This window comes from Cupriavidus sp. KB_39 (assembly GCF_052114485.1).
Classification (GTDB): Bacteria; Pseudomonadota; Gammaproteobacteria; order Burkholderiales; family Burkholderiaceae; genus Cupriavidus.
Map to the genome: position 1 here is coordinate 83,044 of NZ_JBFREV010000011.1, position 26,034 is coordinate 109,077.

The 26,034-nt window shown below is 67.4% G+C and carries 24 protein-coding genes and 1 pseudogene; 8 read left to right on the forward strand and 17 right to left on the reverse strand.

Annotated elements, in window-relative coordinates:
- Nucleotides 1-810, reverse strand: a complete 810-nt coding sequence (locus tag AB4Z27_RS11280) for an SDR family NAD(P)-dependent oxidoreductase (RefSeq protein ID WP_177219938.1) — start codon at nt 808-810, stop codon at nt 1-3.
- A 145-nt stretch (nt 811-955) separates the two neighbouring features.
- Here AB4Z27_RS11280 and AB4Z27_RS11285 point away from each other — a divergent pair, with 145 nt between their 5' ends.
- Nucleotides 956-1,897, forward strand: a complete 942-nt coding sequence (locus AB4Z27_RS11285; RefSeq protein ID WP_092295618.1) for a GlxA family transcriptional regulator — start codon at nt 956-958, stop codon at nt 1,895-1,897.
- Nucleotides 1,898-1,927: 30 nt separating this feature from the next.
- On the opposite strand, the pseudogene AB4Z27_RS11290 reads toward AB4Z27_RS11285, so the two are convergent.
- The 3 genes and pseudogenes from AB4Z27_RS11290 to AB4Z27_RS11300 all read right to left on the reverse strand — a co-directional run.
- Nucleotides 1,928-2,725 (reverse strand): annotated as a pseudogene (locus AB4Z27_RS11290) (YoaK family protein); the annotation flags it as partial.
- A 116-nt stretch (nt 2,726-2,841) separates the two neighbouring features.
- The gene (locus tag AB4Z27_RS11295; protein WP_092295612.1) at nt 2,842-3,279 is read right to left on the reverse strand and encodes a nuclear transport factor 2 family protein; all 438 of its coding nucleotides are present in this window, start codon (nt 3,277-3,279) and stop codon (nt 2,842-2,844) included.
- A 105-nt stretch (nt 3,280-3,384) separates the two neighbouring features.
- Nucleotides 3,385-4,590, reverse strand: a complete 1,206-nt coding sequence (locus tag AB4Z27_RS11300) for an NnrS family protein (protein WP_441644483.1) — start codon at nt 4,588-4,590, stop codon at nt 3,385-3,387.
- Between the two features lie 400 nt (nt 4,591-4,990).
- On the opposite strand from AB4Z27_RS11300, the gene AB4Z27_RS11305 reads away from it, so the two are divergent.
- On the forward strand, nt 4,991-6,628 hold the full coding sequence (locus AB4Z27_RS11305; protein WP_441644484.1) for a methyl-accepting chemotaxis protein: 1,638 nt from the start codon (nt 4,991-4,993) through the stop codon (nt 6,626-6,628).
- Here AB4Z27_RS11305 and AB4Z27_RS11310 read toward each other — a convergent pair.
- Nucleotides 6,618-8,261: a hypothetical protein gene (locus tag AB4Z27_RS11310; RefSeq protein WP_441644485.1), complete on the reverse strand. Its 1,644-nt coding sequence runs from the start codon at nt 8,259-8,261 to the stop codon at nt 6,618-6,620. The two genes, AB4Z27_RS11305 and AB4Z27_RS11310, sit on opposite strands and share 11 nt — an antisense overlap.
- 166 nt (nt 8,262-8,427) lie before the next feature.
- On the opposite strand from AB4Z27_RS11310, the gene blaOXA reads away from it, so the two are divergent.
- Complete coding sequence (blaOXA, locus tag AB4Z27_RS11315) at nt 8,428-9,297, forward strand: OXA-1206 family carbapenem-hydrolyzing class D beta-lactamase (protein WP_441592599.1); 870 nt, start codon at nt 8,428-8,430, stop codon at nt 9,295-9,297.
- Nucleotides 9,298-9,311: 14 nt separating this feature from the next.
- On the opposite strand, the gene fliR is transcribed toward blaOXA, so the two are convergent.
- From fliR to fliL, 7 genes are all read right to left on the reverse strand, one after another.
- Nucleotides 9,312-10,097: a flagellar biosynthetic protein FliR gene (gene fliR / locus AB4Z27_RS11320; protein WP_092295597.1), complete on the reverse strand. Its 786-nt coding sequence runs from the start codon at nt 10,095-10,097 to the stop codon at nt 9,312-9,314.
- Nucleotides 10,098-10,109: 12 nt separating this feature from the next.
- Nucleotides 10,110-10,379 carry a flagellar biosynthesis protein FliQ gene (gene fliQ, locus AB4Z27_RS11325; protein ID WP_092295594.1) on the reverse strand — a complete coding sequence of 90 codons (270 nt, stop codon included), beginning with the start codon at nt 10,377-10,379 and terminating at the stop codon, nt 10,110-10,112.
- A 13-nt stretch (nt 10,380-10,392) separates the two neighbouring features.
- Complete coding sequence (fliP, locus tag AB4Z27_RS11330) at nt 10,393-11,184, reverse strand: flagellar type III secretion system pore protein FliP (RefSeq protein ID WP_092295591.1); 792 nt, start codon at nt 11,182-11,184, stop codon at nt 10,393-10,395.
- Complete coding sequence (gene fliO / locus AB4Z27_RS11335; RefSeq protein ID WP_092295588.1) at nt 11,181-11,699, reverse strand: flagellar biosynthetic protein FliO; 519 nt, start codon at nt 11,697-11,699, stop codon at nt 11,181-11,183. Before fliO ends, fliP begins: the two co-directional genes overlap by 4 nt.
- Entirely contained in the window at nt 11,696-12,184 is a 489-nt protein-coding gene (gene fliN / locus AB4Z27_RS11340) for a flagellar motor switch protein FliN (protein ID WP_092295585.1), read from the reverse strand. Before fliN ends, fliO begins: the two co-directional genes overlap by 4 nt.
- Nucleotides 12,177-13,190, reverse strand: coding sequence for a flagellar motor switch protein FliM (fliM, locus tag AB4Z27_RS11345; protein ID WP_092295582.1), 1,014 nt, complete (start codon nt 13,188-13,190; stop codon nt 12,177-12,179). Before fliM ends, fliN begins: the two co-directional genes overlap by 8 nt.
- Nucleotides 13,191-13,338: 148 nt before the next feature.
- The gene (gene fliL, locus AB4Z27_RS11350; RefSeq protein ID WP_092295579.1) at nt 13,339-13,827 is read right to left on the reverse strand and encodes a flagellar basal body-associated protein FliL; all 489 of its coding nucleotides are present in this window, start codon (nt 13,825-13,827) and stop codon (nt 13,339-13,341) included.
- A 494-nt stretch (nt 13,828-14,321) separates the two neighbouring features.
- Between fliL and AB4Z27_RS11355 the strand changes: the two genes are divergently transcribed.
- A complete protein-coding gene (locus AB4Z27_RS11355; RefSeq protein ID WP_092295576.1) occupies nt 14,322-16,913 on the forward strand; it encodes a bifunctional aconitate hydratase 2/2-methylisocitrate dehydratase in 2,592 nt (863 codons plus the stop codon).
- Between the two features lie 116 nt (nt 16,914-17,029).
- Here the strand turns inward: AB4Z27_RS11355 and AB4Z27_RS11360 are convergent, their stop codons facing one another.
- Both AB4Z27_RS11360 and AB4Z27_RS11365 read right to left on the reverse strand, forming a co-directional pair.
- A complete protein-coding gene (locus tag AB4Z27_RS11360; protein ID WP_441644486.1) occupies nt 17,030-17,701 on the reverse strand; it encodes a GntR family transcriptional regulator in 672 nt (223 codons plus the stop codon).
- 143 nt (nt 17,702-17,844) lie between these two features.
- On the reverse strand, nt 17,845-18,828 hold the full coding sequence (locus tag AB4Z27_RS11365; protein ID WP_441644487.1) for a Bug family tripartite tricarboxylate transporter substrate binding protein: 984 nt from the start codon (nt 18,826-18,828) through the stop codon (nt 17,845-17,847).
- A 239-nt stretch (nt 18,829-19,067) separates the two neighbouring features.
- On the opposite strand from AB4Z27_RS11365, the gene AB4Z27_RS11370 reads away from it, so the two are divergent.
- The 3 genes from AB4Z27_RS11370 to AB4Z27_RS11380 are packed head-to-tail and all read left to right on the forward strand — an operon-like array spanning nt 19,068 to nt 21,263.
- Nucleotides 19,068-20,054, forward strand: a complete 987-nt coding sequence (locus tag AB4Z27_RS11370; RefSeq protein ID WP_441592595.1) for an NAD(P)-dependent oxidoreductase — start codon at nt 19,068-19,070, stop codon at nt 20,052-20,054.
- Nucleotides 20,055-20,061: 7 nt separating this feature from the next.
- Nucleotides 20,062-20,430, forward strand: a complete 369-nt coding sequence (locus AB4Z27_RS11375) for a RidA family protein (protein WP_092295566.1) — start codon at nt 20,062-20,064, stop codon at nt 20,428-20,430.
- A gap of 50 nt (nt 20,431-20,480) precedes the next feature.
- Nucleotides 20,481-21,263, forward strand: a complete 783-nt coding sequence (locus AB4Z27_RS11380; protein WP_441644488.1) for a class II aldolase/adducin family protein — start codon at nt 20,481-20,483, stop codon at nt 21,261-21,263.
- A gap of 12 nt (nt 21,264-21,275) precedes the next feature.
- On the opposite strand, the gene AB4Z27_RS11385 is transcribed toward AB4Z27_RS11380, so the two are convergent.
- The 3 genes from AB4Z27_RS11385 to pcaB are packed head-to-tail and all read right to left on the reverse strand — an operon-like array spanning nt 21,276 to nt 25,096.
- Nucleotides 21,276-22,670, reverse strand: coding sequence for a class II fumarate hydratase (locus tag AB4Z27_RS11385; protein WP_441644489.1), 1,395 nt, complete (start codon nt 22,668-22,670; stop codon nt 21,276-21,278).
- Between the two features lie 5 nt (nt 22,671-22,675).
- Complete coding sequence (locus AB4Z27_RS11390; RefSeq protein WP_441644490.1) at nt 22,676-23,662, reverse strand: tripartite tricarboxylate transporter substrate-binding protein; 987 nt, start codon at nt 23,660-23,662, stop codon at nt 22,676-22,678.
- A gap of 60 nt (nt 23,663-23,722) precedes the next feature.
- Nucleotides 23,723-25,096, reverse strand: a complete 1,374-nt coding sequence (gene pcaB / locus AB4Z27_RS11395) for a 3-carboxy-cis,cis-muconate cycloisomerase (protein ID WP_441592592.1) — start codon at nt 25,094-25,096, stop codon at nt 23,723-23,725.
- Nucleotides 25,097-25,259: 163 nt separating this feature from the next.
- On the opposite strand from pcaB, the gene AB4Z27_RS11400 reads away from it, so the two are divergent.
- Nucleotides 25,260-25,994: a GntR family transcriptional regulator gene (locus AB4Z27_RS11400; RefSeq protein WP_441592591.1), complete on the forward strand. Its 735-nt coding sequence runs from the start codon at nt 25,260-25,262 to the stop codon at nt 25,992-25,994.
- Nucleotides 25,995-26,034: the final 40 nt, after the last annotated feature.

Consider the following 26,034-nt stretch of genomic DNA (forward strand, 5'->3'; position numbering starts at 1 on the left):
TCAGCCCGCCGTGGCGTAGCGCGGGGCCGGCGCGTTGCGGGACAGCTGGCCCATCATCGACTGGCGGGCGCTTTCATAGGCCTGCCATGTGTCGAGGGCGTGCAGCGACGGRATCGTGATCAGTTCGCCCTGGTCGAAACCAACCAGCGCCGCATCGACCATGGCCGCCGCCGGCATCACGATGTTCTGGTCGAGGTGTTCCACCGGCAGGCCGCCAATCGCCCAGAAATCGGTGGCCGTGGCGCCCGGCAGCACCGCCTGCACGCGCACGCCCTGGTCCTTCAGTTCGTGATGGAGCGACTGACTCAGCGCCAGCACGTAGGCCTTGCTCGCCCCATAGACCCCGTTGAGAATCTCCGGCGCCACGGCCACGATCGACGCGATATTGATGATCGACCCCTGCCCGCGCGCCACGAAACCGGGCACGGCGGCGTAGGTCAGGCGCGTCAGCGCGGTCACGTTCAGGTCGACCATCCGCGTCATATTGTCCACGTCGCTCTCCAGCAGCGGCGTGTGCGTGCCRACCCCGGCGTTGTTCACCAGCAGCGTGATGCTGGCGTCCTCGCGCAGCTTGGCTTCCACCGTGGCCAGCGAGGCGCGGTCGTTCAGGTCCGCCACCAGCACTTCCACTTCGCGGCGCGTTTCGTCCGTGATGCGCGCGGCCAGCGCGTTCAGCTTCTCGCGGTTGCGTGCCACCAGGATCAGGTTGTAGCCGCGCCGTGCCAGCCGCTCGGCGTAGAGCGCGCCGATGCCGGTGGAGGCGCCCGTGATCAGGGCCGTGCCGAGGGGAGGGGTCGGGGTGATTGCCATGGTGATGCTCCTTTGAATCGGTTYGTGTCGTCGGATCGGATTCGTCGAATCCATGGATGTCATCGTAGGGTCGTTTGACGATGGCCGAAATGACGTTTATGGTACGGATTCAGGACATAGGCCACGGCGTGGCGCGGAGTGATCAATGCATCGCATCGGATTTCTGTTGATCGATGGTTTCCAGGTGATGGCGCTGGCCACGCAGAGCGTGTTCGAGTACGCCAACATGGTGGCGGGGGAGCCGTTCTATGCSATCGACAACTACTCGATAGCCGGCGGGCCGGTCCGCTCGTCGCTGGGCATGCGCGTGGAGACGCGCGCCGTCGGGCCGCGCACGGCGGTGGATACGTGGATCATCGTTGGCGTGGGGGACCCGGTCGCCACGCCGACGCCGGCGGCGCATCTGGACTTCGTGCGCCGCGCAGCGCCGCGCGCCCGGCGGGCGGCGTCGATCTGCACGGGCGCCTTCGTGCTGGCCGAGGCGGGGTTGCTCGAAGGCCGGCGCGTCACCACGCACTGGGCGTACGCGCGCGCGATGCAGCAGCAGCACCCGGGCATCCACGTGGAGGACGACCGTATCTATATCGTCGATGGCCCGATCTGGACCTCGGCGGGCATGACGGCCGGGTTTGACCTCGCGCTGGCGATGGTCGAGAAGGATCTTGGCGCGGACGCGGCGCGGTCCCTCGCGCACAAGCTGGTGATGGTGCAGCGGCGCGCGGGCGGGCAGTCGCAGCACTCGGAGCTGCTGGACATGGCGCCGAAGTCAGACCGCATCCAGCGCGCCATCGACCATGCGCGCAAAAATCTGAGCCAGGCGCTGACGGTGGAGGAACTCGCGCAGTCGGTGCATCTGAGCCCGCGCCAGTTCAGCCGGATCTTTACCGCGGAGACCGGGCAGTCGCCGGCAAAGGCCATCGAAAGCCTGCGGCTGGAGGCGGCGCGGTTGATGATCGAACAGAGCCGCCACCCGCTGGACGTGGTGGCGCGCGAAACCGGCTTTCGGGACCGCCGGCATATGCGCGAGGCCTTCGTGCGCGGCTTCGGCCTCCCGCCGCAGGCGGTGCGGCGCGCGGCGCGGGCCTAGGCTGGCGGGCTGGCCGGGCGACTAACGCCGGCGGCCCCAGCGGCGGCTGCGCCGCGCCAGCCGGCGTGCGCGCAGCAGCAGGAAGAGGCGCGGTAGTAGATCGTCGAGCACAGGCACCAGCGCCACCAGCAGTAGCAGGGCCGCCAGCGGAATCGTGGCCGTGTAGCCGATGCCGTTGAACGCCAGCGCCCCCACCACGCCCCCGCCGAAGAACAGTCCCACCAGCAGGGCGAGCATGCGCAGCTTGTCGTGGTTGGCCGCCACCGGCCGCCGGTTGCCCAGTGGCGGCGCCCAGTTCCAGTAGCACAGCTTGCCCAGTTCGATACCGATGTCCGTGACCATGCCGGTGACGTGCGTGGTGCGGATCTCGGCGTTGGAAACCTTGGTGATCATCGCGTTCTGCAGGCCCATCATGAAGCACAGCAGCATCACCGTGGCTGGCACGAACAGCCACTGCTTCAGGCCCAGTTGCGCGCCCATCAGGCCAAAGCAGAGCAGCAGGGCGGCTTCCAGCACCAGCGGCAGCGCGTATTCGCTGCGCAGGCCGGTGCGCCGGGCCCAATTGATGGTGATGGCGGAACAGGCGGCGCCGAGCAGGAAGGAGAGGAAGGCGCCCAGGCCCTGGAGCAGCAGGGCGAAGTTGCCGAGCACGAGATCGTCGGCCATCGCCGAGACGATGCCGGACATATGCGAGGTGTACTGCTTGACCGCGAGGAACCCGCCGGCGTTGGCCGCGCCCGCCACGAAGCACAGGAAACCGGCTAGCTGCCGGTTCGAATAGGCAGTGCGCTGGCGCGCCGTGAGACTGCGCAGATAGGCGATAGGCATGGTCAACCTCGCGGAATCACGACCGGGAAGCCGTCATCATACGACGCGCCAAAACGAAAATGCCTCCCGAAGGAGGCATTCGAAACATAGGACGTCATATAACGTCCGGGGGCGCGTCAGGCCTTGACCGCCTGCCGCGCCAGCAGCTTCCAGGCGCCGCCCTGCTTCTGCCAGACCTGAAGCACCTTCAGGTTCACCGTGCCGGGTTTGCCGCTATCCAGCGTCTCGCCGGACAGCGTGTGGCGCACCACGGCCACATCGCCCGAGACGGACACGGTCTGGTCGGTGATGGCGATCGACACGAAATCGGACTTCTTATCGAGCAGGTCGCCGATGAAGCTGGCCTTGGTGTCGAGGCGGCCGCCCGAGTGGCCGTAGCTCAGCGTCTCGGCAACCAGTGCGGAGAGCGCGGCCTGGTCGGGATCGACCATGGCGACGCGGAGCTTTTCGGCGGTGGTGGTGACGGACTGGACGTCCGCGGACTGGGCCATGGCAGGCACGCTGGCCGATGCAAACAGCACGGCGGCGCCAAGGGCTGCGGCGAATTTGAACATCGATGTCTCCCGTTTTTTGTTGGAGGAACGGTGATGGATTGACTGGGGCATCGAAGTCACGCCCCAGTTGTCGGTCATCGTATCACGTCCATCGGGAGCCCCGCATCAGCCGTCCTTGCCGTCGATGCGCAYCCGCAACAGGTAGGGGGTGTATTTGACGAGGTAGAGCAGGAAGGCCGCCACCCACAGCGCGCCGGCCCCGGCCACCGCCTGCGCCTTGAGCGCCGGCAGCCAGATCGGCAGCGCCACGCGGACCAGCGCGGACAGCACGATGCAGGCGTAGGCCAGGTGTTCCAGATGGCCGGTTTCCAGCCGCCGGCCAGTGTGGCCAAGCGCGGTGCGGGTAATCATGGCGACGATGGCGCAGCCGATCACGCCSACGGTCAGCGCGTGGAGCGCGGTGGAGCGGTCCACCCAGCCCTGCGCGGCGCCGGCAATCAGCAGGAAGCCGATCGGCAGGAAGGCATAGGCGAAGTGGAGGATGGCAACGATGGGCTTGCGCCAGGTGCGCAGCGGGTCCCAGCCGGCCAGCCGGATGCCGTGCGCCGCCGCCGCGCCGAGCGCCAGCAGCGTGGTGGCCAGCGGCGACAGCATCGAGGCATGGGCGACGATGGCGAGCAGGGTCAGCGCGATAACGGCGCGCTCGACCATCTCCACCCGGCGGATGCGCGTGCCCGGCACGCCGTTGGTGGTGAACATCGGAATCACCCGGCCGCCGATCACTGTGACGAAGACGACGACCAGCCCGGTGGCTGCGTCGGCCATCTGGAAAGCCAGCCCGAGATGGCCGCTGGCGACGGCGAGGTCGAAGGCCAGGCTCAGCGCGCCCAGCACCCCCATGGCGATGGCGAGGCCCATGTTGCGCTTGTTCTTGGCCCGGCGCAGCAGGCGGTAGAAGCTGAAGCTGCACAGCGGCAGGAACACCGCATCCACGGCGATGGCCGCCCAGGCCGGCCCGGCCCACATCAGGATGCGCGCCGCCAGCCAGGTGCCGGCCAGCGCGGCCAGCCAGGGGCCTTGGGGTGTCTGGAGGCCGGTCCAGGCCTTGCCGGCGGTGAACAGGAAGCCCACCACCACCGCCGCCGCGAAGCCGAACACCATTTCATGCGCGTGCCAGGCCATGGTGCCCATCCACGGCTGCGCGGCCGGCTGCCACCAGCCGAGGTAGAGCGCCACCCAGGCCGGCACGGCCAGTGCGCCGAAGGCGGCGGCGAGCAAATAGAACGGACGGAAGCCGAGCGCGAAGACGGGCAGGCCGCGATAGCCGGCGTCGGGACGGGAGGGGGGAGAAATCGGCAGCAGGACGGACATCGTTGCTCGCTTGAATTCACGGCCGAACGCCGCGACGAATCGATTCTATAAAATATGCATTACAAATGCAATTTTAGAATGCGACCCCGTTCCAAGCCGGATTGACGGGGGAAACCGGCGGTCCCGTCACTTCTCACGGGTTAACCATTCCCCCCTTACGGATACCCCTCCCGCAGGAGGGGTAAAGCTTTCCACGGCCTGCCGTTAGCCCACGCACTAGACAGAGCACGGCGCGTACGCGCGCCAAATCGCGAGCGCGCCCGCAAGGGCAGAGCCAGTCATATCGCGATGTGCCAGCGAGTGGGGAACGGGCTCTCAGCGATTCGGCCGTCACGCGTGCGTGTGACATGCATCCGGCATGCCTATCGGACAGGCATGCCTTCGGGAAAAGGGGATCACTGTGAGCTTTCGCAATCTTTCCATCAAGACCAAGCTCGTGGCCGGTTTTGGCACGCTGGCGCTGGTCGTGCTGCTGGTGTCGGGGCTGTCGTTGTACGCGCTGAACCGTGCCACCAGCGGCTTCAAGGCCTATGTCGATGGCCTCAACGCGCGGGCCGAGGTGGCCGCGCAACTGCGCTCCGCCGTGGACCGCCGCGCGATTGCCGCGCGCAATCTGGTGCTGGTGACCACGCAGGCGGACCTCGACGTGGAAAAGGCCGAGGTGCTGCGCGCGCATGACGATGTGGCGGCGCGCATGACCAAGCTCAGGGAGATGGTGTCCCGCGAAGGCGTCAGCGAGACCGCGCGCGGCCTCGTGGCCGGCATGGCCAGCGTGGAAGCGCGCTACGGCCCGGTGGCGACAGCCATCGTCGGCCTCGCGCTGGACAAGAAGCAGGAGGCGGCCATCGCCAAGATGAATGCGGAGTGCCGTCCGCTGCTGGCCGAGCTGGTCAAGGCCACCGACGCCTACGCCGGCTTCACGCGCGAGCGCCAGCACGAGATGGTGGCGGCGCTGGAGGCTGACTACGGCACGCAGCGCAACCTCCTGGTCGTGGTGTCGCTGGCCGCCGTGGTCTTCGGGCTGATGGGCGGCCTGCTGCTGACGCGCGCCATCACCGGCCCGATCCAGCGCGCCGTGGACGTGGCGCGCACCGTGGCGCGGGGCGAGCTGGGCATGCACATCGACGTGAATTCGGACGACGAGACTGGCCGCCTGYTGGGCGCGCTGCGCGACATGAACGACCGCCTGACCGAAACCGTGGCGCGCGTGCGTCAGGGCAGCGCCAGCATCGTCGATGCCACGGGCGAGATCGCCAGCGGCAACGCGGACCTGTCCGCACGCACCGAGGAGCAGGCGGCGTCACTGGAGCAGACCGCCGCGAGCATGGAGGAGCTGACCGCCACGGTGCGCCACAACACCGAGAACGCCCGCCAGGCCAGCGAGTTGGCCCGCAACGCCGCGTCGGTGGCCCAGCAGGGCAGCGGCACGGTGGGGCGCGTGATGGACACCATGAACGGCATCAGCGCCAGTTCGGCCAAGATTGCCGATATCACCGGCATCATCGAGGGCATCGCCTTCCAGACCAACATCCTCGCGCTCAACGCGGCCGTGGAAGCGGCGCGCGCCGGGGAACAGGGGCGCGGTTTCGCGGTGGTGGCCAGCGAGGTGCGCGGGCTGGCGCAGCGCTCGTCCAGCGCGGCCAAGGAGATCAAGGCGCTGATCGAGGTCTCCGTGGCGCAGGTGAGCGAGGGCGCGGTGCTGGCCGGGGAAGCCGGCAAGACGATGGGCGAGGTGACCCAGGCGGTGGCCCGCGTGACCGGCATCGTCGACGAGATCGCCGCAGCGTCCGCCGAGCAGAACCGGGGCATCGAACAGGTCAACCAGGCCATCGTCCAGATCGATCAGGTCACGCAGCAGAACGCCACCCTCGTGCACGAGGCCGCCACGGCGTCCCGCTCGCTCGACGAACAGGGCCGCATGCTCAATGAGGCGGTGGCGTTCTTCCGGCTTCCGGGCCGGGCGGGGGATGTGGCGGGGGTGGCTGACGCTCGGCGCCGCCGCGCGCTGCCGGTTGGGGCCGTGCAGTTCAGCGGCTGAGGCTCGGGCGGCGCATGGCTTCGGCTGCCGCCGCCCGCAACTCCGGCGGGAACGCGCGCAGGCCGGCGCGGAAGAAGCCGCGCTCGGCGGGCCTGAGCGTGCCGATCTGCTGCGCCAGTCGCTCCATCGCGGTATAGGCGATGGCCGTGGCGCCCTGCTCGTGGGTGAGGTACCAGGCCGATTCCATCAGCAGGTTGGCGAGCTGGAGCGCGTTGTAGCGCACGTGGCCAGCGTCGTGCTCCTCAAGCGCGAAGGCGGCCACCGACGACCAGCGCACGAAGCCCTTGGCCGGCGCGAACGGGGCGTGGAAGGGGCGCAGGGCGTCGATGGCGGCGGCCACGGTGAGGGGGCGCTGGCTGCGGAACGCGGCCACGCTGTCGGGGGCTTCCACGTCGGCGGTGCCGCGCGCCACGCGCAGCAGGAAGATCGTGTTCCAGGCCGAGCCGCCGCCCACGCCGAAGCGGTCGCAGATCCATTCGGACAGGCCCAGCCAGCGCATGGCCTGCCGCTGCACGTCGCCGGCGGCCAGCGCGCGGCCTTCATCGACCAGCCCGTGCTGCCAGAACAGCCACAGCGACCAGCCGATATTGGCGGCGGCGTGTTGCACGGCGTCGACCGAATCGGCCTCGTAGCCGGCCTGCAGCGCGCCGGAGAACGCCTGGAGGGCGTCGCGCGCGGCGGTGGGGCGATCGACCTTGCCGGGTTTGGCCTTGGGATCGTCCGGCCGCAGCGCCAGGCTCTTGCGCACCAGTGCGCCCAGGTTCAGCGTCTCGAAGCGGACGCGCGGGTTGTAGCGCACCACCGGGCGTAGCTCGGCATCGGCGTTGAGGCGCGCCAGCTCGCCCTGCGCGGTGTCCAGGTCGCCGCGCGCGTAGTGCTCCCACGCGCGCACTACGTGGCCCATCGCCGCAAAGGTGGGCAGGGCCGCGCTGACGCCGCCCCGCGCGACGACGCGGTGGAAGCGGCGCAGCGCCGCGCGGCTCTGGTCGAGGCGGTCGCTGCGGCGCCACGCCAGGCTCTCCTTGAGCAGCGACAACGCCTGCTGGAAGTCATCCGCCGCGCTGCGCTGGGCGGCGCGGAACAACTCGGCCACGCCCGCATCGACCGTGCCCGGCACGCCGTCCTGCGCGCCGCGCATGGCCTGAGTGAGGTGGCTCCAGAACGCCATGTCGCGCATCACGTAGCCGAGGCCATCGGCGGCGGCGGGCGGCGCCGCATCGGCGCCATCGGTGCTATCGGCGGCGGACTGGCCCAGCCAGCGCGCCACGGCGGTGGCGCCCAGCGCCTTGCCGCCGGCTGCGAAGCGCAGGCGCCGCGCGCTGGCGGGCGGCATCCAGAACGGGCCCCGGCTGCGTCGGGCCGGGCTCAGATGGTCGATGGGCGCCGAGGTGTCGCCGCCCCAGCCCACCGGCACCCCCCAGCGCGCGAAATCGGCAAACGCGCGCGACACCATCATCCGCACATCGGCAGCCTCCGCAAAGCGCGCGCGCACGGCGGCGGCAGGCAGGTCTTCATGGTCGCGGGCGGTGGCCAGCCAGATGCGCGCCAGCAGCCAGACGGACTGGTAGCGCGCGGGCTGGCCGTTCACGCGGTAGGGCGCGGACAGGTCGATATGGACGAGCGGGGCGGGCATGGGGGGCGGGGGCGATGGGGGGCGATTGTGGGGCCCCGCCATGTTACGCGTGTTACAGCTGGCCGGGTTGGCGCCCCGGCGATCAGCGCCTATGCTCCGCACCACGATCCGGGCCTGGATTGTCATCCCATGACATTTCGATCCTCCCCTCAGAAAGGTGCAGAACATGCCAAACAGATTGCCCAGCCTTGCCCGCCGCCTTTGCCTCGCCTCGCTGTCCGCCGCGCTGATGCTGGCCGCGCCGGTCCACGCGCAGACCGCCAAGGAAGCCCCCAAGGAAGCCCCGCTCAACCTCAAGCCGCTCTTCGATGCCGCCGGCACGCAGGGCACGATGYTGATCTACGACGTGCGCGCCGCCCGCCTGTACGCCTACAACCCGCAGCGTGCCCGYGAGGCCTACTCGCCGGCCTCGACGTTCAAGATCTTCAATTCCCTGATCGGGCTGGAGACCGGCGCCGTGGCTGACGTGGACAACGACAAGATCCCCTGGGACGGCAAGGTCTGGACCCACCACGGCAAGCCGATCCTGCCGGCCGTGTGCAATGGCGATGTGTCGCTGCGGCTGGCGTTGAAGAACTCGTGCGTGCCGGCCTATCAGGCGCTGGCGCGGCGCGTGGGGACGGCGCAGTACCGCCGCTTCCTCGGCGCGGCCCACTTCGGCAATGCGGATGTGAGCGGCCCGGTGGACATGTTCTGGCTCAACAACCACCTGAAGATCACCACCTACCAGCAGATCGACTTCATGCGGGCCGTGGTGGCGCGCACGCTGCCGGGCATCTCGGCGCGCAGCTATGACGCGCTGGATGACATCCTGACCATCGAGCAGACCCCGGCGTACACGCTGCGGGCCAAGACCGGCTGGTCCGCGCGGGATGGTGTCGATGTGGGCTGGTGGGTCGGCTCGCTCACGCGCGGCGAGGACCGCTACGTGTTCGCCATGAACATGGACATGCCGAAGATGGATCAGGGGCCGAAGCGGCTCGAGATTGGCCGCGCCGCGCTGCAGCAGGCTGGCGCGCTGCCGCAGGCGAACTAGTCGGCTTGGGCGCCCTAGGGCGCCAGCTGGTCGAGGACGGCGCCCATGGTGGCCAGGCCGGCCTCGACCATGTGCTGCATGTAGGCGCCCATCTGCGGCATGACCAGGGTCATCACCAGCATGCCACCGAGGAGCGTCACGGGGAAGCCCACCGCGAAGATCGAGAGCTGCGGCGAGGCGCGGTTCAGAATCCCCATCGCCAGGTTCAGCGTGAGCAGCGTGGCGATCATCGGCAGCGAGAGCAGCGTGCCGGCCGAGAACACCATCGACCCGGCCTTGGCCACCGTGCCCCAGCCGTGGCCGGAGAGCGGCGTGGCGGCGATGGGCACCGCGCCAAAGCTGTCCACCAGCACGGCCAGCATCATCAGGTGGCCGTCCAGGACGATGAACAGCAGCATCGCCACGATGTTCAGGAAACGCGACAGCACCATGGTCTGCCCGCCCGACGAGCGGTCGTAGAACGAGGCGAACGAGAGACCCATCTGCAGGCCGATCACCTCGCCGGCGGTCTGCACCGCCGCGAAGACCAGCCGCATGGTGAAGCCCATGGCCACGCCGATGCCGACCTCGTTGAGGATGATCAGGAAGCCGTCGAAGGAATAGACCGTGGCGCTCGGGATATTGCCGAGCGTGGGCGAGACGATGACCGACAGCGCACCGGCCAGCAGGACCTTGGCGCGGCGCGGAATCGTCGATTCACTGAACAGCGGCGCGGTGGCGATCAGCCCGAGCAGGCGGAACATCGGCCACAGGAAGGCGGCGATCCAGCCGTAGAGCTGGGCCGTGGAGACGTCGATCACGGCAGGCGGGCGTCAGTGCGCCAGCGCGGGAATGCCCTGGAACACCTCGCGCATGTAGTCGACGAAGGTGTTGATCATCCACGGGCCAACCAGCACCATCGTCACGAACAGTGCAATCAGCTTGGGGATGAACGTCAGGGTCATTTCGTTGATCTGGGTGGCGGCCTGGAACAGGCTCACCACCAGACCGGCCGCCAGCGCCACCAGCAGCAGCGGGGCGGACAGCATCAGCGTCATCTTCATCGCCTGCGTGGCGATGGTCATGACTGTTTCGGGCGTCATGGCAGGCTCCTTGTCAGGTCATGAAGCTCTGCGCCAGGGAGCCCAGCAGCAGTTGCCAGCCATCCACGAGCACGAACAGCATCAGCTTGAATGGCAATGAAATCGTCGCCGGCGGCACCATCATCATGCCCATCGCCATCAGCACGCTGGCCACGACCAGGTCGATGATCAGGAAAGGGATGAAGATCGTGAAGCCGATCTGGAACGCGGTCTTCAGCTCGCTGGTGACGAACGCCGGCACCAGCACCGAGAACGGCACGTCTTCCGGGCCGTTCATCTCGGGCGTCTTGGCCATCTGGGCGAACATCGCCAGGTCCTTCTCGCGGGTCTGGCGCAGCATGAACGTGCGCATCGGCACGGCGGCGCGGGACGCGGCGGTCTCCAGGCTGATCTTGTTTTCCGAGAGCGGCTTGTAGGCGTCCGTGTACACGCGGTCGAACACCGGGGACATGACGAAGAAGGTCAGGAACAGCGACAGGCCCACCAGCACCTGGTTCGGTGGCGAGGAGGCCGTGCCCAGCGCGCTGCGCAGCAGGCCCAGCACGATGACGATGCGGGTGAAGCCCGTCATCATCAGCATGGCAGCCGGCAGAAACGACAGCGAGGTCAGCAGGACCAGCGTCTGGATCGAGAGCGACCAGGTCTGGCCACCGCCGGCGGCCGGCTTGCTGGTCACGCCCGGCAGCGCCTGGGCCAGGGCCGATTCGGGAAGGGCCGACAGCGCCAGCCCGACCGCTACCGGCAGCAGCGCGACCCAGGCCCCGCGGGCGGAATGCCGCCCGATGGCGGCACGCAACGTGTTCATTTCTTGAGGTTTTCCTGCATCGCGCGCATCAGGCGCTCGCCAAAGCCGCCCTGCAAGGGCTGCGGCGCGGTGGTGCCGGCCGGGACCATGGCATCYGGCTGGGCCGGGAGGGTGTGGAGCGGACGAATCTCGCCGGCGGAAACACCCAGCACGAGCCAGGTATCGCCAACTTCGACCATGACCACCTTCTGGCGCGCGCCCAGCATCAGGCTGCCCACGACTTTCATCGTGGCGCCGCCGCTGCCGTGGCGCACCAGGCCCACGCGGCGCGCGAGCCAGGCCATGCCGAGGATCAGGGCGATGACGGCAAACAGGCCGAGCCCGGCCTGCGCGAGGCTGGCCCCGCCGCTGATCACCGGCGCGGACTGCGCCACCGGGGCAGCCGGTGCACTGGCTGCCTGGGCGGTACTCAATACAACATCTGCAGCCTGCGCACCGGCCGTGGCCAGACCCGTGAGGATCAGGCCCGCGGCAAAGCGTCCGGCAGACCGCAGCCGGCGCGACACGGCTGTCATTTGTTCAGCTTCCGGATACGTTCGGACGGCGTGATGATGTCCGTCAGGCGGATGCCGAACTTGTCGTTCACGACCACCACCTCGCCCTGGGCGATCAGGTAGCCGTTGACCAGCACGTCCATCGGTTCGCCAGCCAGGCCGTCGAGTTCCACCACCGAGCCCTGCGCCAGTTGCAGCAGGTTCTTGATGGGTACCTTGGTGCGGCCCAGTTCCACGGTCAGCTGCACCGGGATATCGAGAATCATCCCGATATCGTTGTGGAAGCCGGCCGGCGCTTCCTGCGCCAGCGGCGGGAACACCGTGGAGGCTGCCGGGGTGGCGGTAGCCATGGCCTGCGAAGGCGCCGCCGTAGCGGGTGCCGTAGCGGAGGGGGTCGTGGCGGCCGGGGCGGCAGCCGGTGCCGGCTCGGCGCTGGTCTGCTCCGCCAGGGCGCTGGCCCAGTCGTCCATCGGATCGACCGGCTTGTCCTGAGTGCCGTCAGTCATGATCGGTTTCCTTGTTGGAATCGCTGTCTTGGTAATTGATCATTCGCTCCACGCGCAGCGCGTACTGGCCGTTCATGGTGCCGAAGCCGCATTGCATGACGGGCACGCCGTCCACCTTGCCGAAGAGCTTCTCGGGCAGGTCGATCGGCAGCACGTCGCCGGCACGCAGGGCCAGTACCTCGGCCACGGTGCTCTGGAGGTGCGTGAATTCGGCCACCAGTTCCACTTCGGCGGCACGCAGCTGGGTGGAGAGCTGGCCGAGCCAGCGCTTGTCCACCTCGACCTCGTCCTGCAGCGGGTTCATCAGCAGATCCCGCAGCGGTTCGATCATCGAGAAGGGAATGCAGATATGCAGTTGCCCGCCCACGGCGCCCAGTTCGATATGGAACGCGGTGGTCACCACGGCGTCGTTGGCGCCGGCGATGTTGGCAAACTTGGTGTGCATCTCCGAGCGGACATAGTCGAACTCGATGGGATGCACGGTGCGCCAGGCCTGGCCGTAGCTGTTCAGCGTCAGGTCCAGCATGCGGCGGATGATGCGTTGCTCGGTCTGCGTGAAGTCGCGGCCTTCCACACGGGTGTGGAAGCGGCCATCGCCGCCGAACAGGTTGTCCACCACCAGGAACACGAGGTTCGGGTCGTACACGAACAGCGCGGTGCCCCGCAGCGGCTTCATGTGGACCAGGTTCAGGTTGGTCGGCACCGGCAGGTTGCGCACGAAATCGCCGTATTTTTCGATCCTTACCGAACCGACCGAGATGTCGGCGCCGCGGCGGATGAAGTTGAACAGCGCCGTGCGCAGCGCCCGCGCGAAGCGCTCGTTGATGATTTCGAGCGTGTGCAGGCGGCCACGGATGATCCGTTCCTGGGTAGCCAGGTTGTACGGCCGCACCCCGCCTTCATCAATAGCGGGCGCGCTGCTGGCTGCGGGCGCATCGGATTCGCCCGATACGCCTTTCAGTAGCTCGTCTACCTCGTCCTGCGAGAGGAACTTGTCGTAGGCCATCTAGTGTCCTGCCCCGTGAACAGCTGTAAGGATGAAACGGTCCATGGCCGGCTTCAGTCGGCGCGCCAGGCGCGTCGGCAGGAAGGAAGGTCGGCGGACAGTTTCATGTCGGTTATGCAGTTGGGTTCGGGAGCAGGGCGCCAGGGGCTTACTGCACCACGAACGATGTAAACAAGACATCCAGGATCTTCTGGGGCGGCAGGCCGGGCGCGAACGGCTGGCTGATGGCAGCCTGCACGTCCTGGGCCAGCTTGCGCTTGCCCTCCACCGTGGCCAGGTCCGCCGGCTGGCGGGCCGAAAGCAGCAGCAGGATGCGGCTGCGCGCTTCCGGCTGGTACTGGGCCAGACGTCCCTGGGTGTCGGCGTCCGCCACCTTGAGCGACAGGCCGGTGTGCAGGAAGCGATCACCGTCCTCGCCCTTCAGGTTCACCGTGAACGCGTCAAGCGGCACGAAGATCGGCGCGGGGATTACGGGTGCTGCCGGCGCCGCTGCCTGGCGATTACCGCCGAGCACGCTGCCGAGCACGAAGCCGCCAACGCCCAGCACCACCACCAGCACGCCGCCGCCAATCAGCAGCAGTCGACCGCGCTTGCTTGAATTGCCGCCAGTCTGGGAGGGGGAAAGCGTGTTCGCCATGAGATGCCTGTGTCGGAATGCCTGCCATTCTTCCCGAATCGCAGGCAAGCAAAGGGCCGATAAAAAGGGGGAAACCCACTCAGCTTGGCCGTTTGAGCTGGGCGGGCATCGGACGCGGAGGCGCATGGGCGCGCCATTAGCGCCTGCACCATGGTTAACGAATGGGCGCGCCGGAACTTAAGACGCACGTCTTGCATGACGTGTGAATGTGATCGATGAATATCTTAAAAGGCCGGCGCCGCGGCCCGGCTCGCGTGGCTGCCGGCAGGGCGGGTGGCGACCTCCGGACACCTTTCATGTCAGTTCCGCGRGTCTTATGTGCCGCCAACCGTTGTGGAGCCGCGGGTGTTGCGATTTAAGTCTTATATAAGATATAAGACATTTGATCTGGGCCGGACTTCGGATTACAATCACGCGGCAACCAGCGGTGTGCTGTGCCGCTGGACCCACAGAGACAAAGCTGTACGTTACAACCCTATTACCAGCAGGTTCCCATGCTTGATATCTATCGCGCCCATGTTGCCGAACGCGCCGCGCTTGGCATTCCYCCTCTGCCGCTGACCGCCAAGCAGACCGCCGAGCTGATCGAACTGATCAAGAACCCGCCGGCGGGCGAGGAACAGACCCTGCTGGACCTGATCACCTACCGTGTGCCGGCCGGCGTGGACGACGCCGCCAAGGTCAAGGCTTCCTACCTGGCCGCCGTGGCCCTGGGTTCGGAGAAGACCGCGCTGATTTCGCGCGCCCGCGCCACCGAACTGCTGGGCACCATGCTCGGCGGCTACAACATCTCCCCGCTGATCGAGCTGCTCGACGACGCCGAAGTCGGCGCCGTGGCCGGCAACGCGCTGAAGACCACGCTGCTGATGTTCGACGCCTTCCACGATGTGAAGGAAAAGGCCGACAAGGGCAACGCCAACGCCAAGTCCGTGCTGCAAAGCTGGGCCGACGCCGAGTGGTTCACGAACCGTCCGGAAGTGCCGGCGTCGATGACCATCACCGTGTTCAAGGTGCCGGGCGAGACCAACACCGACGACCTGTCGCCGGCCCCCGACGCCACCACGCGCCCGGACATCCCGATGCACGCGCTGGCCATGCTGAAGAACAAGCGTGAAGGCACCGCGTTCGAGCCCGAGGAAGACGGCAAGCGCGGCCCGGTGAAGTTCATCGAGTCGCTGAAGGAGAAGGGCAACCTCGTGGCCTACGTGGGCGACGTGGTCGGCACGGGCTCCAGCCGCAAGTCGGCCACCAACTCGGTGCTGTGGTTCACCGGCGAAGACATCCCCTACGTGCCGAACAAGCGCTTCGGCGGCGTGTGCCTGGGCAGCAAGATCGCCCCGATCTTCTACAACACGATGGAAGACGCCGGCGCGCTGCCGATCGAACTCGACGTGTCGCAGATGGACACCGGCGACGTGGTCGAACTGCGCCCGTACGAAGGCAAGGCGCTCAAGAACGGCGCCGTGATCGCCGAATTCAAGGTCAAGTCGGACGTGCTGTTCGATGAAGTGCGCGCCGGCGGCCGGATTCCGCTGATCGTCGGCCGTGGCCTGACCGCCAAGGCCCGCGAGGCACTGGGCCTGGCCCCGTCCACGCTGTTCCGCCTGCCGCAGAACCCGGCCGATACCGGCAAGGGTTACACGCTGGCCCAGAAGATGGTTGGCCGCGCCTGCGGCCTGACCGACGGCACGGGCATCCGCCCGGGCACGTACTGCGAACCGAAGATGACCTCGGTGGGCTCGCAGGACACCACCGGCCCGATGACGCGCGACGAGCTGAAGGACCTAGCCTGCCTGGGCTTCTCGGCCGATCTGGTGATGCAGTCGTTCTGCCACACCGCCGCCTATCCGAAGCCCGTGGACGTGAAGACGCACCACACGCTGCCCCAGTTCATCAGCACGCGCGGCGGTATCTCGCTGCGTCCGGGCGACGGTGTGATCCACTCGTGGCTCAACCGCATGCTGCTGCCGGATACCGTGGGTACCGGCGGTGACTCGCACACCCGTTTCCCGATCGGCATCAGCTTCCCGGCCGGCTCCGGTCTGGTGGCGTTTGCCGCTGCCACCGGCGTGATGCCGCTGGACATGCCGGAATCGGTGCTGGTCCGCTTCAAGGGCAAGATGCAGCCCGGCGTCACGCTGCGCGACCTGGTCAACGCGATTCCGCTGTACGCGATCAAGTCGGGCCTGCTGACCGTGGCCAAGCAAGGCAAGAAGAACATCTTCTCGGGCCGTATCCTGGAAATCGAAGGTCTGCCCGAACTGAAGGTGGAACAGGCTTTCGAGCTGTCCGACGCCTCCGCCGAGCGTTCGGCCGCCGGTTGCACGGTGCGCCTGAACAAGGAACCGATCATCGAGTACATCAACAGCAACATTACGCTGCTGAAGTGGATGATCGCCGAGGGCTACCAGGACCCGCGCAGCCTGCAGCGCCGTATCAAGGCCATGGAAGCGTGGCTGGCCGATCCGAAGCTGCTGGAGCCGGACGCTGACGCCGAGTACGCCGCCGTGATCGAGATCGATCTGGCCGACGTGCATGAGCCGATCGTCGCCTGCCCGAACGACCCGGACGACGTGAAGACGCTGGGCGACGTGGCCGGCGCCAAGATCGACGAAGTGTTCATCGGCTCGTGCATGACGAACATCGGTCACTTCCGCGCAGCCTCGAAGCTGCTGGAAGGCAAGCGCGACATCCCCGTGAAGCTGTGGGTGGCCCCGCCGACCAAGATGGACCAGAAGCAGCTGACCGAGGAGGGCCACTACGGCGTGTTCGGCACGGCCGGTGCGCGCACCGAAATGCCGGGCTGCTCGCTGTGCATGGGTAACCAGGCACAGGTGCGCGAAGGCGCCACGGTGATGTCCACCAGCACGCGTAACTTCCCGAACCGTCTGGGCAAGAACACCAACGTGTACCTGGGCTCGGCCGAACTGGCCGCCATCTGCTCGCGCCTTGGCCGTATCCCGAACAAGGAAGAGTACATGGCCGACATGGGCGTGCTGACCGCCAACAGCGACAAGATCTACCAGTACATGAACTTCGACCAGATCGAAGACTTCAAGGAAGTGGCCGATACCGTGAACGTGTAAGCGTTTCCGGGCACAGCCGGCCCTGCCGTTCGCGGCAGGGCATCGAACCCCGCGTTGCCGATGGCATCGCGGGGTTTTTTCTTTGGGGGAAGGCGGGAGGTAGGGCGGGCCGGCCGTCAGCCCATGTAGATCTGCGCCAGCCCTTCCTTCAGGGCGGTCGCGATCTGGTCGTGGCGGCGGTCGATATGGCGGGTGAGGATGGGGATGCAGCGCTCGGGGTCGCGCGCCTTGAGGCCCAGCAGGATCTCGCGGTGGTCGTTCTGGCTGACGCGGCGGTCGCAGCGCTCCATGTCGATCCAGCGCACGAAGCGGATGCGCGCGTTGATGTTCTTCAGCACCCGCAGCATCTCCAGGTTGCCGGACATCGCCATCAGGCCTTCATGGAAGGTCTCGTCGAGCCTCACGAGTTCCTCCACCGTACGGTCGCCCGGCTCCGGGCCGGTGTTCTCCAGGAAGGACAGCAGGGCGTCGATGTCCTCTTCCTTGGCACGCACGATGGCCAGCCGCAGCGCCTCGGTTTCCACCACCTTGCGCAGCTCGTAGAGGGAAAACACTTCCTGGGCATCCAGATCGCGGCAGAAGAAGCCCTTGCCCGGCGAGAAGCGCAGCAGCCCTTCGGTCGTCAGGCGGGTCAGCGCCTCGCGCAGCGGGGTGCGGCTGACGCCCAGCGCACTGGCCAGCACGCCTTCGTTGAGCCGTTCGCCGGGTTTGAAGTCATAGCCCACGCTCATTTGCTTGAGCTTGTCATAGACCTGCTCGACGATGCTGTCACTTGCCACGGTTGCCACGGTATTGAGTCCTGTCTTCGGTCATCAGCCTTTCGCCGGTGCTGGCGAAAGGCTGGAATATACCTGAATTCGATTCTGTGCACGGCGGTGTATACACCTCGCGGCAACCGGCACGCCGCCATGCGAATCGGTCTATATCAGCGTCAATCGATATGGGCGCCGGAATCCTTGACGATTTTGGCCCAGGTTTTCATATCGGCAAGCTGCGTGCGCTTGAACGCGGCCGGGCCGCCATCGGCAATGGGCTGGATCGCCTGGCTCACCAGCCATTGGCGGAAGCTCTCCGTGCCGATGGCCTTGAGCACGGCCTGCGACATCCGGGTCTGGATGTCCGCCGGCAACTCGGCCGGGCCGAACAGGCCGTACCAGGTGGTGCTTTCGAAGCCGGGCAGGCTGCACGCCTCGGCGACGGTCGGCACATTCGGCAGCACACTCACGCGCTGCGACGAAGTGACCGCTAACGCACGCATCTTGCCAGACTGGATGGCGCCCAGGCTCGGCGAACTCTGGTTGAAGAAGAAATCGACCTCGCCCGAGAGCAGCGCGGTCATGGCCGGCCCCTGGCCCTTGTACGGGATATGCACGTAGCTGGTCTTCGAGGCCGTGGCGAACTGCGTGCCGGCCAGATGGCCGGAGGCGCCGTTGCCGGTTGAGGCGTAGTTCAGCGTGCCCGGCGCCTTCTTCGCGGCGGCGATCAGGTCCTGGCAGGTCTTGATCTCCGGATGCTTCTCGGGATTCACGAGCAGGATATTCGGCAGCGTGCCCAATAATGCAATGCGCGAGAAATCATTCACCACGTCAAATGACAGTTTCGAATATAGCGCGGGATTAATCGCGTGCGTRCCGGCCGTGCCGAGCAGGAAAGTATAACCATCCGGCTTGGCCTGCGCGACGAGACTCGACGCGATATTCCCGCCCGCACCGGGGCGATTATCGGAGATAAACGAGACGCCGAATTCCTTGTTCAGCTCCACGCCAAGCCGGCGCGCGTAGATGTCGGTGGCGGCGCCCCCGGGGAAGCCGCTGACGATGGCAATCGTGTTGTTAGGCCACGACTTGGTGTCCTGGGACGAGGCGGGGCTGGCCAGYCCCATCAACGTGACAGCAAGCAGRGAGGCGGGAAGCAAGGCAAATCGCGGGGCAAATCGGCGCATCGTCATGGGAACGCTCCAAGGGCAGGGTGGTGGGGGCAACGTGCGGGCCGGGTGRCTCCCGGCCCTGCACTCCGTCCTGTATACAGACTTTAATTATTGATCTGTATTCTGTAAAGCGTTATGCTGCGCTTCACCGTTGCGGCCTCATCGAGCCCCGTTTTGGTTCATCGGCACCGTAATGGTTCACCCCTATTTATTGCCGAGTAAAAACAATGACTTCTTCTCTTTCCGCCACGCCTGCCCGCCCCGCTGCCCATAATCCCGCGTTCGATGCTGGTGCATGGCGCGCCGTCTTCGTCGATGCCAATCCCACACTGTCGGAAGTGGCTTCCCGCCTGCACCGGGCCGATGACCTGCCGCTGACGATCAACCGCCAGCCCGAGATCAAGCCCGAGCAACTGCCCGCGACGCTGGCCGGCGCGCCGATCGCGATCATCGACCACACTCATCTGCCGACCGAGATCGCCCGCCAGTGCACCGGCCTCAAGCACGTGGTGTTTCTGGGCACCGGCCCGCGCAGCTATATGAACCCGGAGGAGTTGGCCGAGATCGGCATCACGGTGCACACCATCAAGGGCTACGGGGATACCGCCGTGGCCGAGTGCGCCTTCGCGCTGATGTGGGCGGCCGCGCGCAACTTCGCGCGCATGGACCGCGAGATGCGCGCCGGCAACTGGCTGCGCTCGGACGCCGTGCAACTGACGGGCAAGACGCTCGGGCTGGTCGGGTTTGGCGGCATCGCCCAGGAACTGGCGCGGCTGGCGCGGGGCATCGGCATGCGCGTGCTGGCCTGGAACCGCACGCCGAAGACGCACGAGGGCGTGGAATTCGTCGATCTGGACACGCTGCTGGCGCAGAGCGACGTGGTGTCGCTGCACCTGCTGCTGACCGACGAGACGCGCGGCCTGATCACGGCGGAACGCATCCAGTCGATGCGCGACGGCGCGATCCTGGTCAACACGGCGCGYGGCGCGCTGGTGGATGAAGACGCCATGATYGCGGCGCTGCGCAGCGGCAAGCTGGCSCACGCCGGGCTGGACGTGTTCACGGTGGAGCCGATGCCCGCCGGCCACGTGCTGACCACGCTGCCCAACGTCACGCTGTCCGCCCATTCGGCTTTCCGCACACCGGAAGCCAACAACAACCTGATCGGCGCCGCGCTGGAGCACTGCCGCCGCATCGTCAAGACCCACGCCTGAGCCCGCCATGTCCACATCTTCCGCATCGCCCATCGTCCGTCTGGACCAGAACCACCGCCGCAGCCGGGCCGTCATCGCCAACGGCATGGTCTTTTTGGCCGGCCAGGTGGCTGACGACAAGTCCGGCGATATCGCCAGCCAGGCCCGCGAGGCGCTGGCCAAGGTAGACGCSCTGCTGGCCGAGGCCGGCACCGACCGCCGCCGCGCGCTGACCGCCCAGATCTGGCTGGCCGACATGGCCGACTTCGACGGCTTCAACGCGGTCTGGGACGCCTGGGTGGCCCCCGGCGAAACGCCCACGCGCTGCTGCGGCAAGGTCGAACTGGCCGACCCGGCCTACCGCGTGGAGATCGTCATCACTGCCTTGCTCGCCTGAACTCCGTCGACTTCCGCCGACTTCCGCCGATTTCACCAGAGGACGCCACCATGATTTCCACCACGGACCCGCACCGCAACCGCAAGCCGCGCAACATCAGCGAGGAAGAATGGGCGGTGCGCGTGCAACTGGCCGCCGCCTACCGGCTGGCCGCGAAGTACCAGCTCACCGACCTGATCTACACCCACATCTCCGTGCGCGTGCCGGGCACGCAGGACCAGTTCCTGATCAATCCGCACGGCTGGTTTTTCGACGAGATCACGGCGTCGTGCCTCGTGAAGATCGATACCGAAGGCCGGCCGATCGGCGATAGCCGCTTCGAGGTCAACGCCGCCGGCTTCACGATCCACAGCGCCCTGCACCAGAGCCGCCACGACGTGGAGTGCGTGGTCCATCTGCACACGGACGCCGGCATGGCCGTCGCCGCGCTGGARTGCGGCCTGCTGCCGCTGAACCAGATCAGCATGCAGTTTTACAACCGCGTGAACTACCACGACTACGAAGGTATTTCGCTGGATCTGGACGAGCGCTCGCGCATCGTGAAATCGATGCAGGACGCCAACTACCTGATCCTGCGCAACCACGGCCTGCTGACCACCGGCCGCTCSGTGGCKGAGGCGTTCACGCGCATGTTCTACCTGAAYCGCGCCTGCGAGATCCAGGTGCAGACGCTGTCGATGGGCCAGAAGGTCACCCTGCCGTCGCCCGAGGTCTGCGAGCACGCCGCCAAGCAGCACGACGACTACGCCTACCTCGACACGGTGCACCTGGACCGCGAGTGGACGGCGCTGCTGCGCCTGCTGGATCGCGATGGCGGGGACTATCGCTGCTGAGGCACCCCGGGGCTACGCCACGCCGCGCGCCATGCGTTCGAGATCGACCAGCCGGTCGTATTCCTCGCCACGCAGGATACCCAGTGCGATGGCGGCCTCGCGCGGCGCCATGCCGTACGCCATGGCGTGGCGCACGATGCGTGCCGCCTGGTCGTAGCCGATCACCGGGTTCAGCGCGGTGGCTGCCAGCAGCGGGCTGTCGAGCTGGCGCGCCAGCCGCGCGCGGTCCGGCGCCAGCCCGGGGATGACCCGTTCGGCCACGGTGTTCGCACTGTCGGCCAGCAGGCGGATGGACTGGAGGACGTTGTAGATCAGCACCGGCTTGGCCACGTTCAGCTCGAAGCTGCCCGAGGCGCCGGCCATGGTCACCGTCACATGGTTGCCGGCTACCTGCATGCCGGCCTGCACCATGACTTCGGCGATGGTCGGATTGCGCTTGCCCGGCATGATCGACGAGGTGAGCCCGTCCTCGGGCATCACCAGCTCGCCGAGGCCGCAGTTCGGCCCGGAACTCATCCAGCGCAGGTCGTTGGCGATCTTGATGCACGACGCCGCAATCACGTTCAGCACGCCGGACAACTCCAGCAGGGCGTCGTGCGCGGCCATGCCTTCCACCTTGCAAGGATTGGGCTGGAACGGCAGGCCGGTCAGGCGGCTTACCTCCGCACAGAACGCCTCCGCGAAGCCGGGCGGGGCGTTGAGCCCGGTGCCCGCCGCCGTGCCGCCCTGCGGCAGCATCAGCAGGCGCGGCAGGGTCCCCTCGATACGCGCGATGCCGTGCCCGATCTGCGCGGCGAACCCCTCGAAGGCGCGGCCCAGCGTGGTCGGCACGGCATCCATCAGGTGGGTGCGGGCCAGCTTCAGGATGTCCGCGAAGTCCGTCGCGCGCGCCTGAAGGCTGTCGCGCAGCGCGGCCATCGCCGGCAGCAGCCGGTCTTCGAGTTCCAGCACCGCGCTCAGGTGCATCACCGTGGGAAAGCTGTCGTTCGATGACTGCGAGCGGTTGACGTGATCGTTCGGATGGATCGGCTGCTTGGTCCCCAACGGCTGGCCCAGCCGCTCGTTGGCCCGATTGGCGATCACCTCGTTCGCATTCATATTGGTCTGCGTGCCGGAGCCGGTCTGCCAGACCGTGAGCGGGAAATGCGCATCGAACGCGCCGCTGCGCACTTCGGCCGCCGCGGCGACGATGGCCGCCGCCATCTCCGCCTCCAGCGCYCCGCRCTGCTGGTTGGCAACGGCCGCCGCCATCTTGTGCAGGCCGAAGGCGTGGATCAGGCAGTCCGGAAAGCGCTCGCTGCCGATGCCGAAGACGGCCAGCGCGCGCTGGGTCTGGGCGCCCCAGTAGCGGTCCGCCGGGATATCGACGGGGCCGAAGGCGTCAYGCTCCACCCGGGACGTTGTCATGGCGCTCAGTCCAGCGAAATATTGGCCTTGGCGGCGAGCACCTTCCAGCGCGCCACTTCCGCCTCGGTGTGCTTGCCCAGCGCGCTGGCCGTGTACTTGTCAGCCGGCAGCATCTGGATGGCCTGCGCCGACAGGCGGTCAGTGAACGCCTTGTCGTGCATCACCTTCAGGTAGGCGGCCTGCATCTTGTCGATGACCGGCTGCGGCGTGCCCTTCGGCGCGTAGATGCCGTACCACGTCGCGGCCTCGAAGCCGGGTATCACGGTTTCGGCCAGCGTCGGCACGTCCTTGAGCTGGCCCACCCGCGATGCCGAGGTCACCGCCAGCGCACGGACTTTCGATTCCGTGATCTGCGGCAGCGCCGTGTTGGTCTGGTCGAACATGCCATCGACCTGCCCGCCAATCACATCGATCAGCGCCGGRCCGGCGCCCTTGTAGGGCACCAGCGATACCTTGATCCCCGCCGCCGACGCAAACATCGCCGCAATCAGGTGCGAGGTGGAGCCCATGCCGGCGTTGCTGATGAACAGCTTGCCCGGATGCTGCTTGCCATATTCGACGAACGCCTTCACGTCCTTGGCCGGATGGTCCTTGCGCACCATCAGCACCATCGGCGTGTCCGGGAAGCGGAACACCGGCGCGAAGTCCYTGACCGGGTCGTACGGCAGCTTCTTGTAGAGCGCCGGCGCCGCGCCCATGTASCCCATRTGCCCCACCARCATGGTGTAGCCGTCCGCCGGCGCGCGGGCCGCCTTGGCCGCACCGACCGTGCCGCCGGCACCGGGCGAGTTGTCGATGATGATCGACTGGCCGACTTCGCGCCCCACGCGCTCGGCGATGTTGCGGGCCAGCGCGTCGGTGGGGCCGCCGGCCGCGAACGGCACGATCCACGTGATCGGCTTGGTGGGCCAGTTCTGGGCCTGGGCGGATACGGCGGTGAGCAGGGCGGCGGCGGCGAGCGCGCCGCGCACGAAGGTGGGGAAGCGGTGCATGGTTGTCTCCTGAATCAGTCTTATCGTGTGGAAAGYAGTGCGTGGCGCCGGCCGGAGGGCTCAGGCCACTTCGCCGGACAGCGCGATGGCCCGGTCGACCATCTGCGGCGCCAGGCCGAGGTAATTGGCGGGGTCCACCATGTGTGCGATGGCGGCGCGGTCGAAGTGCTCGGTCACGGCCGGCAGCGCCAGCAGGGCCTCGGCCAGCGTGCCGCCCTGCTCGTTGACGGTGCGGCAGGCGTCGTAGACCACGTCGTGCGCCTGCTGGCGGCCGATGTGGGGCGCCATGCGCATCATCACGGCCTCGGCGACGATCAGCCCCTTGGTGATGCCGAGGTTGTGGGCCATGCGCGGCACGTCGACGATCAGCCCGCCCAGCGCGAACTTCGCCTGGTGCAGCGCGCCGGCCGTCAGGATGAAACTCTCGGGAATGGCGATCCACTCGGCGTGCCACGGGCCGGTGGCGCGTTCGAAGTCCTGCACCATCGCATCGACCATCAGCCCGGCGTGCTGGCGCACTGCCTTCGAGGCGGCGAGCATCAGTTCGCTCGAAATCGGGTTGCGCTTCTGCGGCATGGTGCTGCTGGCGCCGCGCCCCTTGACGAAGGGCTCGTAGACCTCGGCGAACTCGGTGGACGCCATGATCATGATGTCGAGCGCAATCTTGCCCAGCGAGCCGGTGACCAGCGCCAGCAGGTTCACTGCCTCGGCAAAGCCGTCGCGCGCCACGTGCCAGGTGGTGGCAGGCACACCCAGGCCCAGTTCCTCGGCCAGTGCCTGCTGCACGGCGAAGCCCTTGTCGCCCAGCGACGCCAGCGTGCCGGCGGCCCCGGCGAACTCCACCATGGCCACGCGCGGACGCAGCTCGGCCAGGCGCTGCTGGTGGCGGTCGAACATCGCCAGCCAGATCGCCACCTTGTAGCCGAAGGTCACCGGCAGGGCCTGCTGCAAGTGGGTGCGGCCGGCCATCGGGGTGTCGCGGTGCCGGGCAGCCAGGTCGGCCAGGATGCCGCGCAGGGTGCGGATATCGGCGTCGATGCTGTCCAGCGCGTCGCGCACCTGGAGGGCCACGGCGGTGTCCATGATGTCCTGCGTGGTGGCGCCCCAGTGGACGTACCGGCCGGCATCGCCGCACATTTCCACGAGCTGGTGCACCAGCGGGAGGATCGGATAGCCGACAATGTCGGTTTCCTCGCGCATGTGGTCGAAGTCGATGCGATCGAGGCGCGAGGCGCTGGCGATGGTCTCGGCGGCATCGGCCGGAATCACGCCGACGCGGGCTTCGGCCCGGGCGAGGGCGATCTCGACGTCGATGTAGCGCTGGACCAGCGCGCCATCGGAGAAGATCTCGCGCATGGCCGCCGTGCCGAAGGCGTCGCGGAACAGCGCGGAGTCGACAACGGTACTGGCGGCGGGAATCGAAATGTTGGGCATGGTGCGACCTTGTGGCATGCTGATGGGATCTCAGATATGTTCGAACATATCGACTATTAAATATGTTCGAACATATTTGCGAAATAGACGTAAACCCGGGGCGTCCACCCGTGTGCCGTCAGCCATGCCGCACCGCGCCAATCCAGTGATGTAACGGGCCTTTATGAGTAAAACAAACGCAGCGGAGATCACCCGCGAACTGCTGGATGGCATCACCACGGGCCAATTCCCCGTGGGCACGCTGCTGCCGACCGAATTCGCGCTGTGCGAGCAGTTCCAGGCCAGCCGCTACACCATCCGGGCGGTGCTGCAGTCCCTGCAGGACATGGGGCTGGTGTCGCGCCGCAAGAACGTGGGCACCCGCGTGGAGGCCGCGCGGCCCCGGGCCGTGTTCAAACCGACGCTGGCCTCGGTGGAAGACCTCATGCAGTTCGGCGAGGCGCACCGGCGCGTGGTGCAGTCGGTGGAGACCGTGGCGGCGCCGCCAGAAGTGGCGGCCGACCTGGGCGGCGCGCCGGACACCCGCTGGCTGCGCATCTCCAGCGTGCGGCTGGACGACGGTGCCAGCGCCGCGCCCATGGCCTGGACCGATATCTATATAGATAGCGCCTACGCGGACATCGGCCCGATCGTGCGCGACACGCCCGACGTGCTGGTCAGCGCCCTGATCGAGTCGCGCCATGGGCGGCCGATTGCCGAGATCGAGCAGGACGTGCGCGCCACCACGCTGGCGGACCCGCGCATCGGCCGCGCGCTGGGGCTGGAGCCGGGGGCGGCGGTGCTGAAGATCGTGCGCCGCTATATCGACGAGGCCGGCGACACCTTCGAGGTGTCCGTGACCATCCATCCGGCGGAAACCTTTTCGGTCACGACGCGACTGAAGCGCACGGCGGGCTGATCCGGGACCTAACATGGACTAGCGCGGCCTTCGCCGCACC

Excerpts from the sequence above, each read along its gene's own strand:
- pcaB (WP_441592592.1), bottom strand. The coding sequence starts at position 25,096 with ATGCCCAACATTTCGATTCCCGCCGCCAGTACCGTTGTCGACTCCGCG.
- fliN (WP_092295585.1), bottom strand. The coding sequence starts at position 12,184 with ATGACTGACGGCACTCAGGACAAGCCGGTCGATCCGATGGACGACTGG.
- AB4Z27_RS11295 (WP_092295612.1), bottom strand. The coding sequence starts at position 3,279 with ATGTTCAAATTCGCCGCAGCCCTTGGCGCCGCCGTGCTGTTTGCATCG.
- AB4Z27_RS11310 (WP_441644485.1), bottom strand. The coding sequence starts at position 8,261 with ATGCCCGCCCCGCTCGTCCATATCGACCTGTCCGCGCCCTACCGCGTG.
- AB4Z27_RS11400 (WP_441592591.1), top strand. The coding sequence starts at position 25,260 with ATGAGTAAAACAAACGCAGCGGAGATCACCCGCGAACTGCTGGATGGC.
- fliP (WP_092295591.1), bottom strand. The coding sequence starts at position 11,184 with ATGAACACGTTGCGTGCCGCCATCGGGCGGCATTCCGCCCGCGGGGCC.
- fliQ (WP_092295594.1), bottom strand. The coding sequence starts at position 10,379 with ATGACGCCCGAAACAGTCATGACCATCGCCACGCAGGCGATGAAGATG.
- fliM (WP_092295582.1), bottom strand. The coding sequence starts at position 13,190 with ATGGCCTACGACAAGTTCCTCTCGCAGGACGAGGTAGACGAGCTACTG.
- fliL (WP_092295579.1), bottom strand. The coding sequence starts at position 13,827 with ATGGCGAACACGCTTTCCCCCTCCCAGACTGGCGGCAATTCAAGCAAG.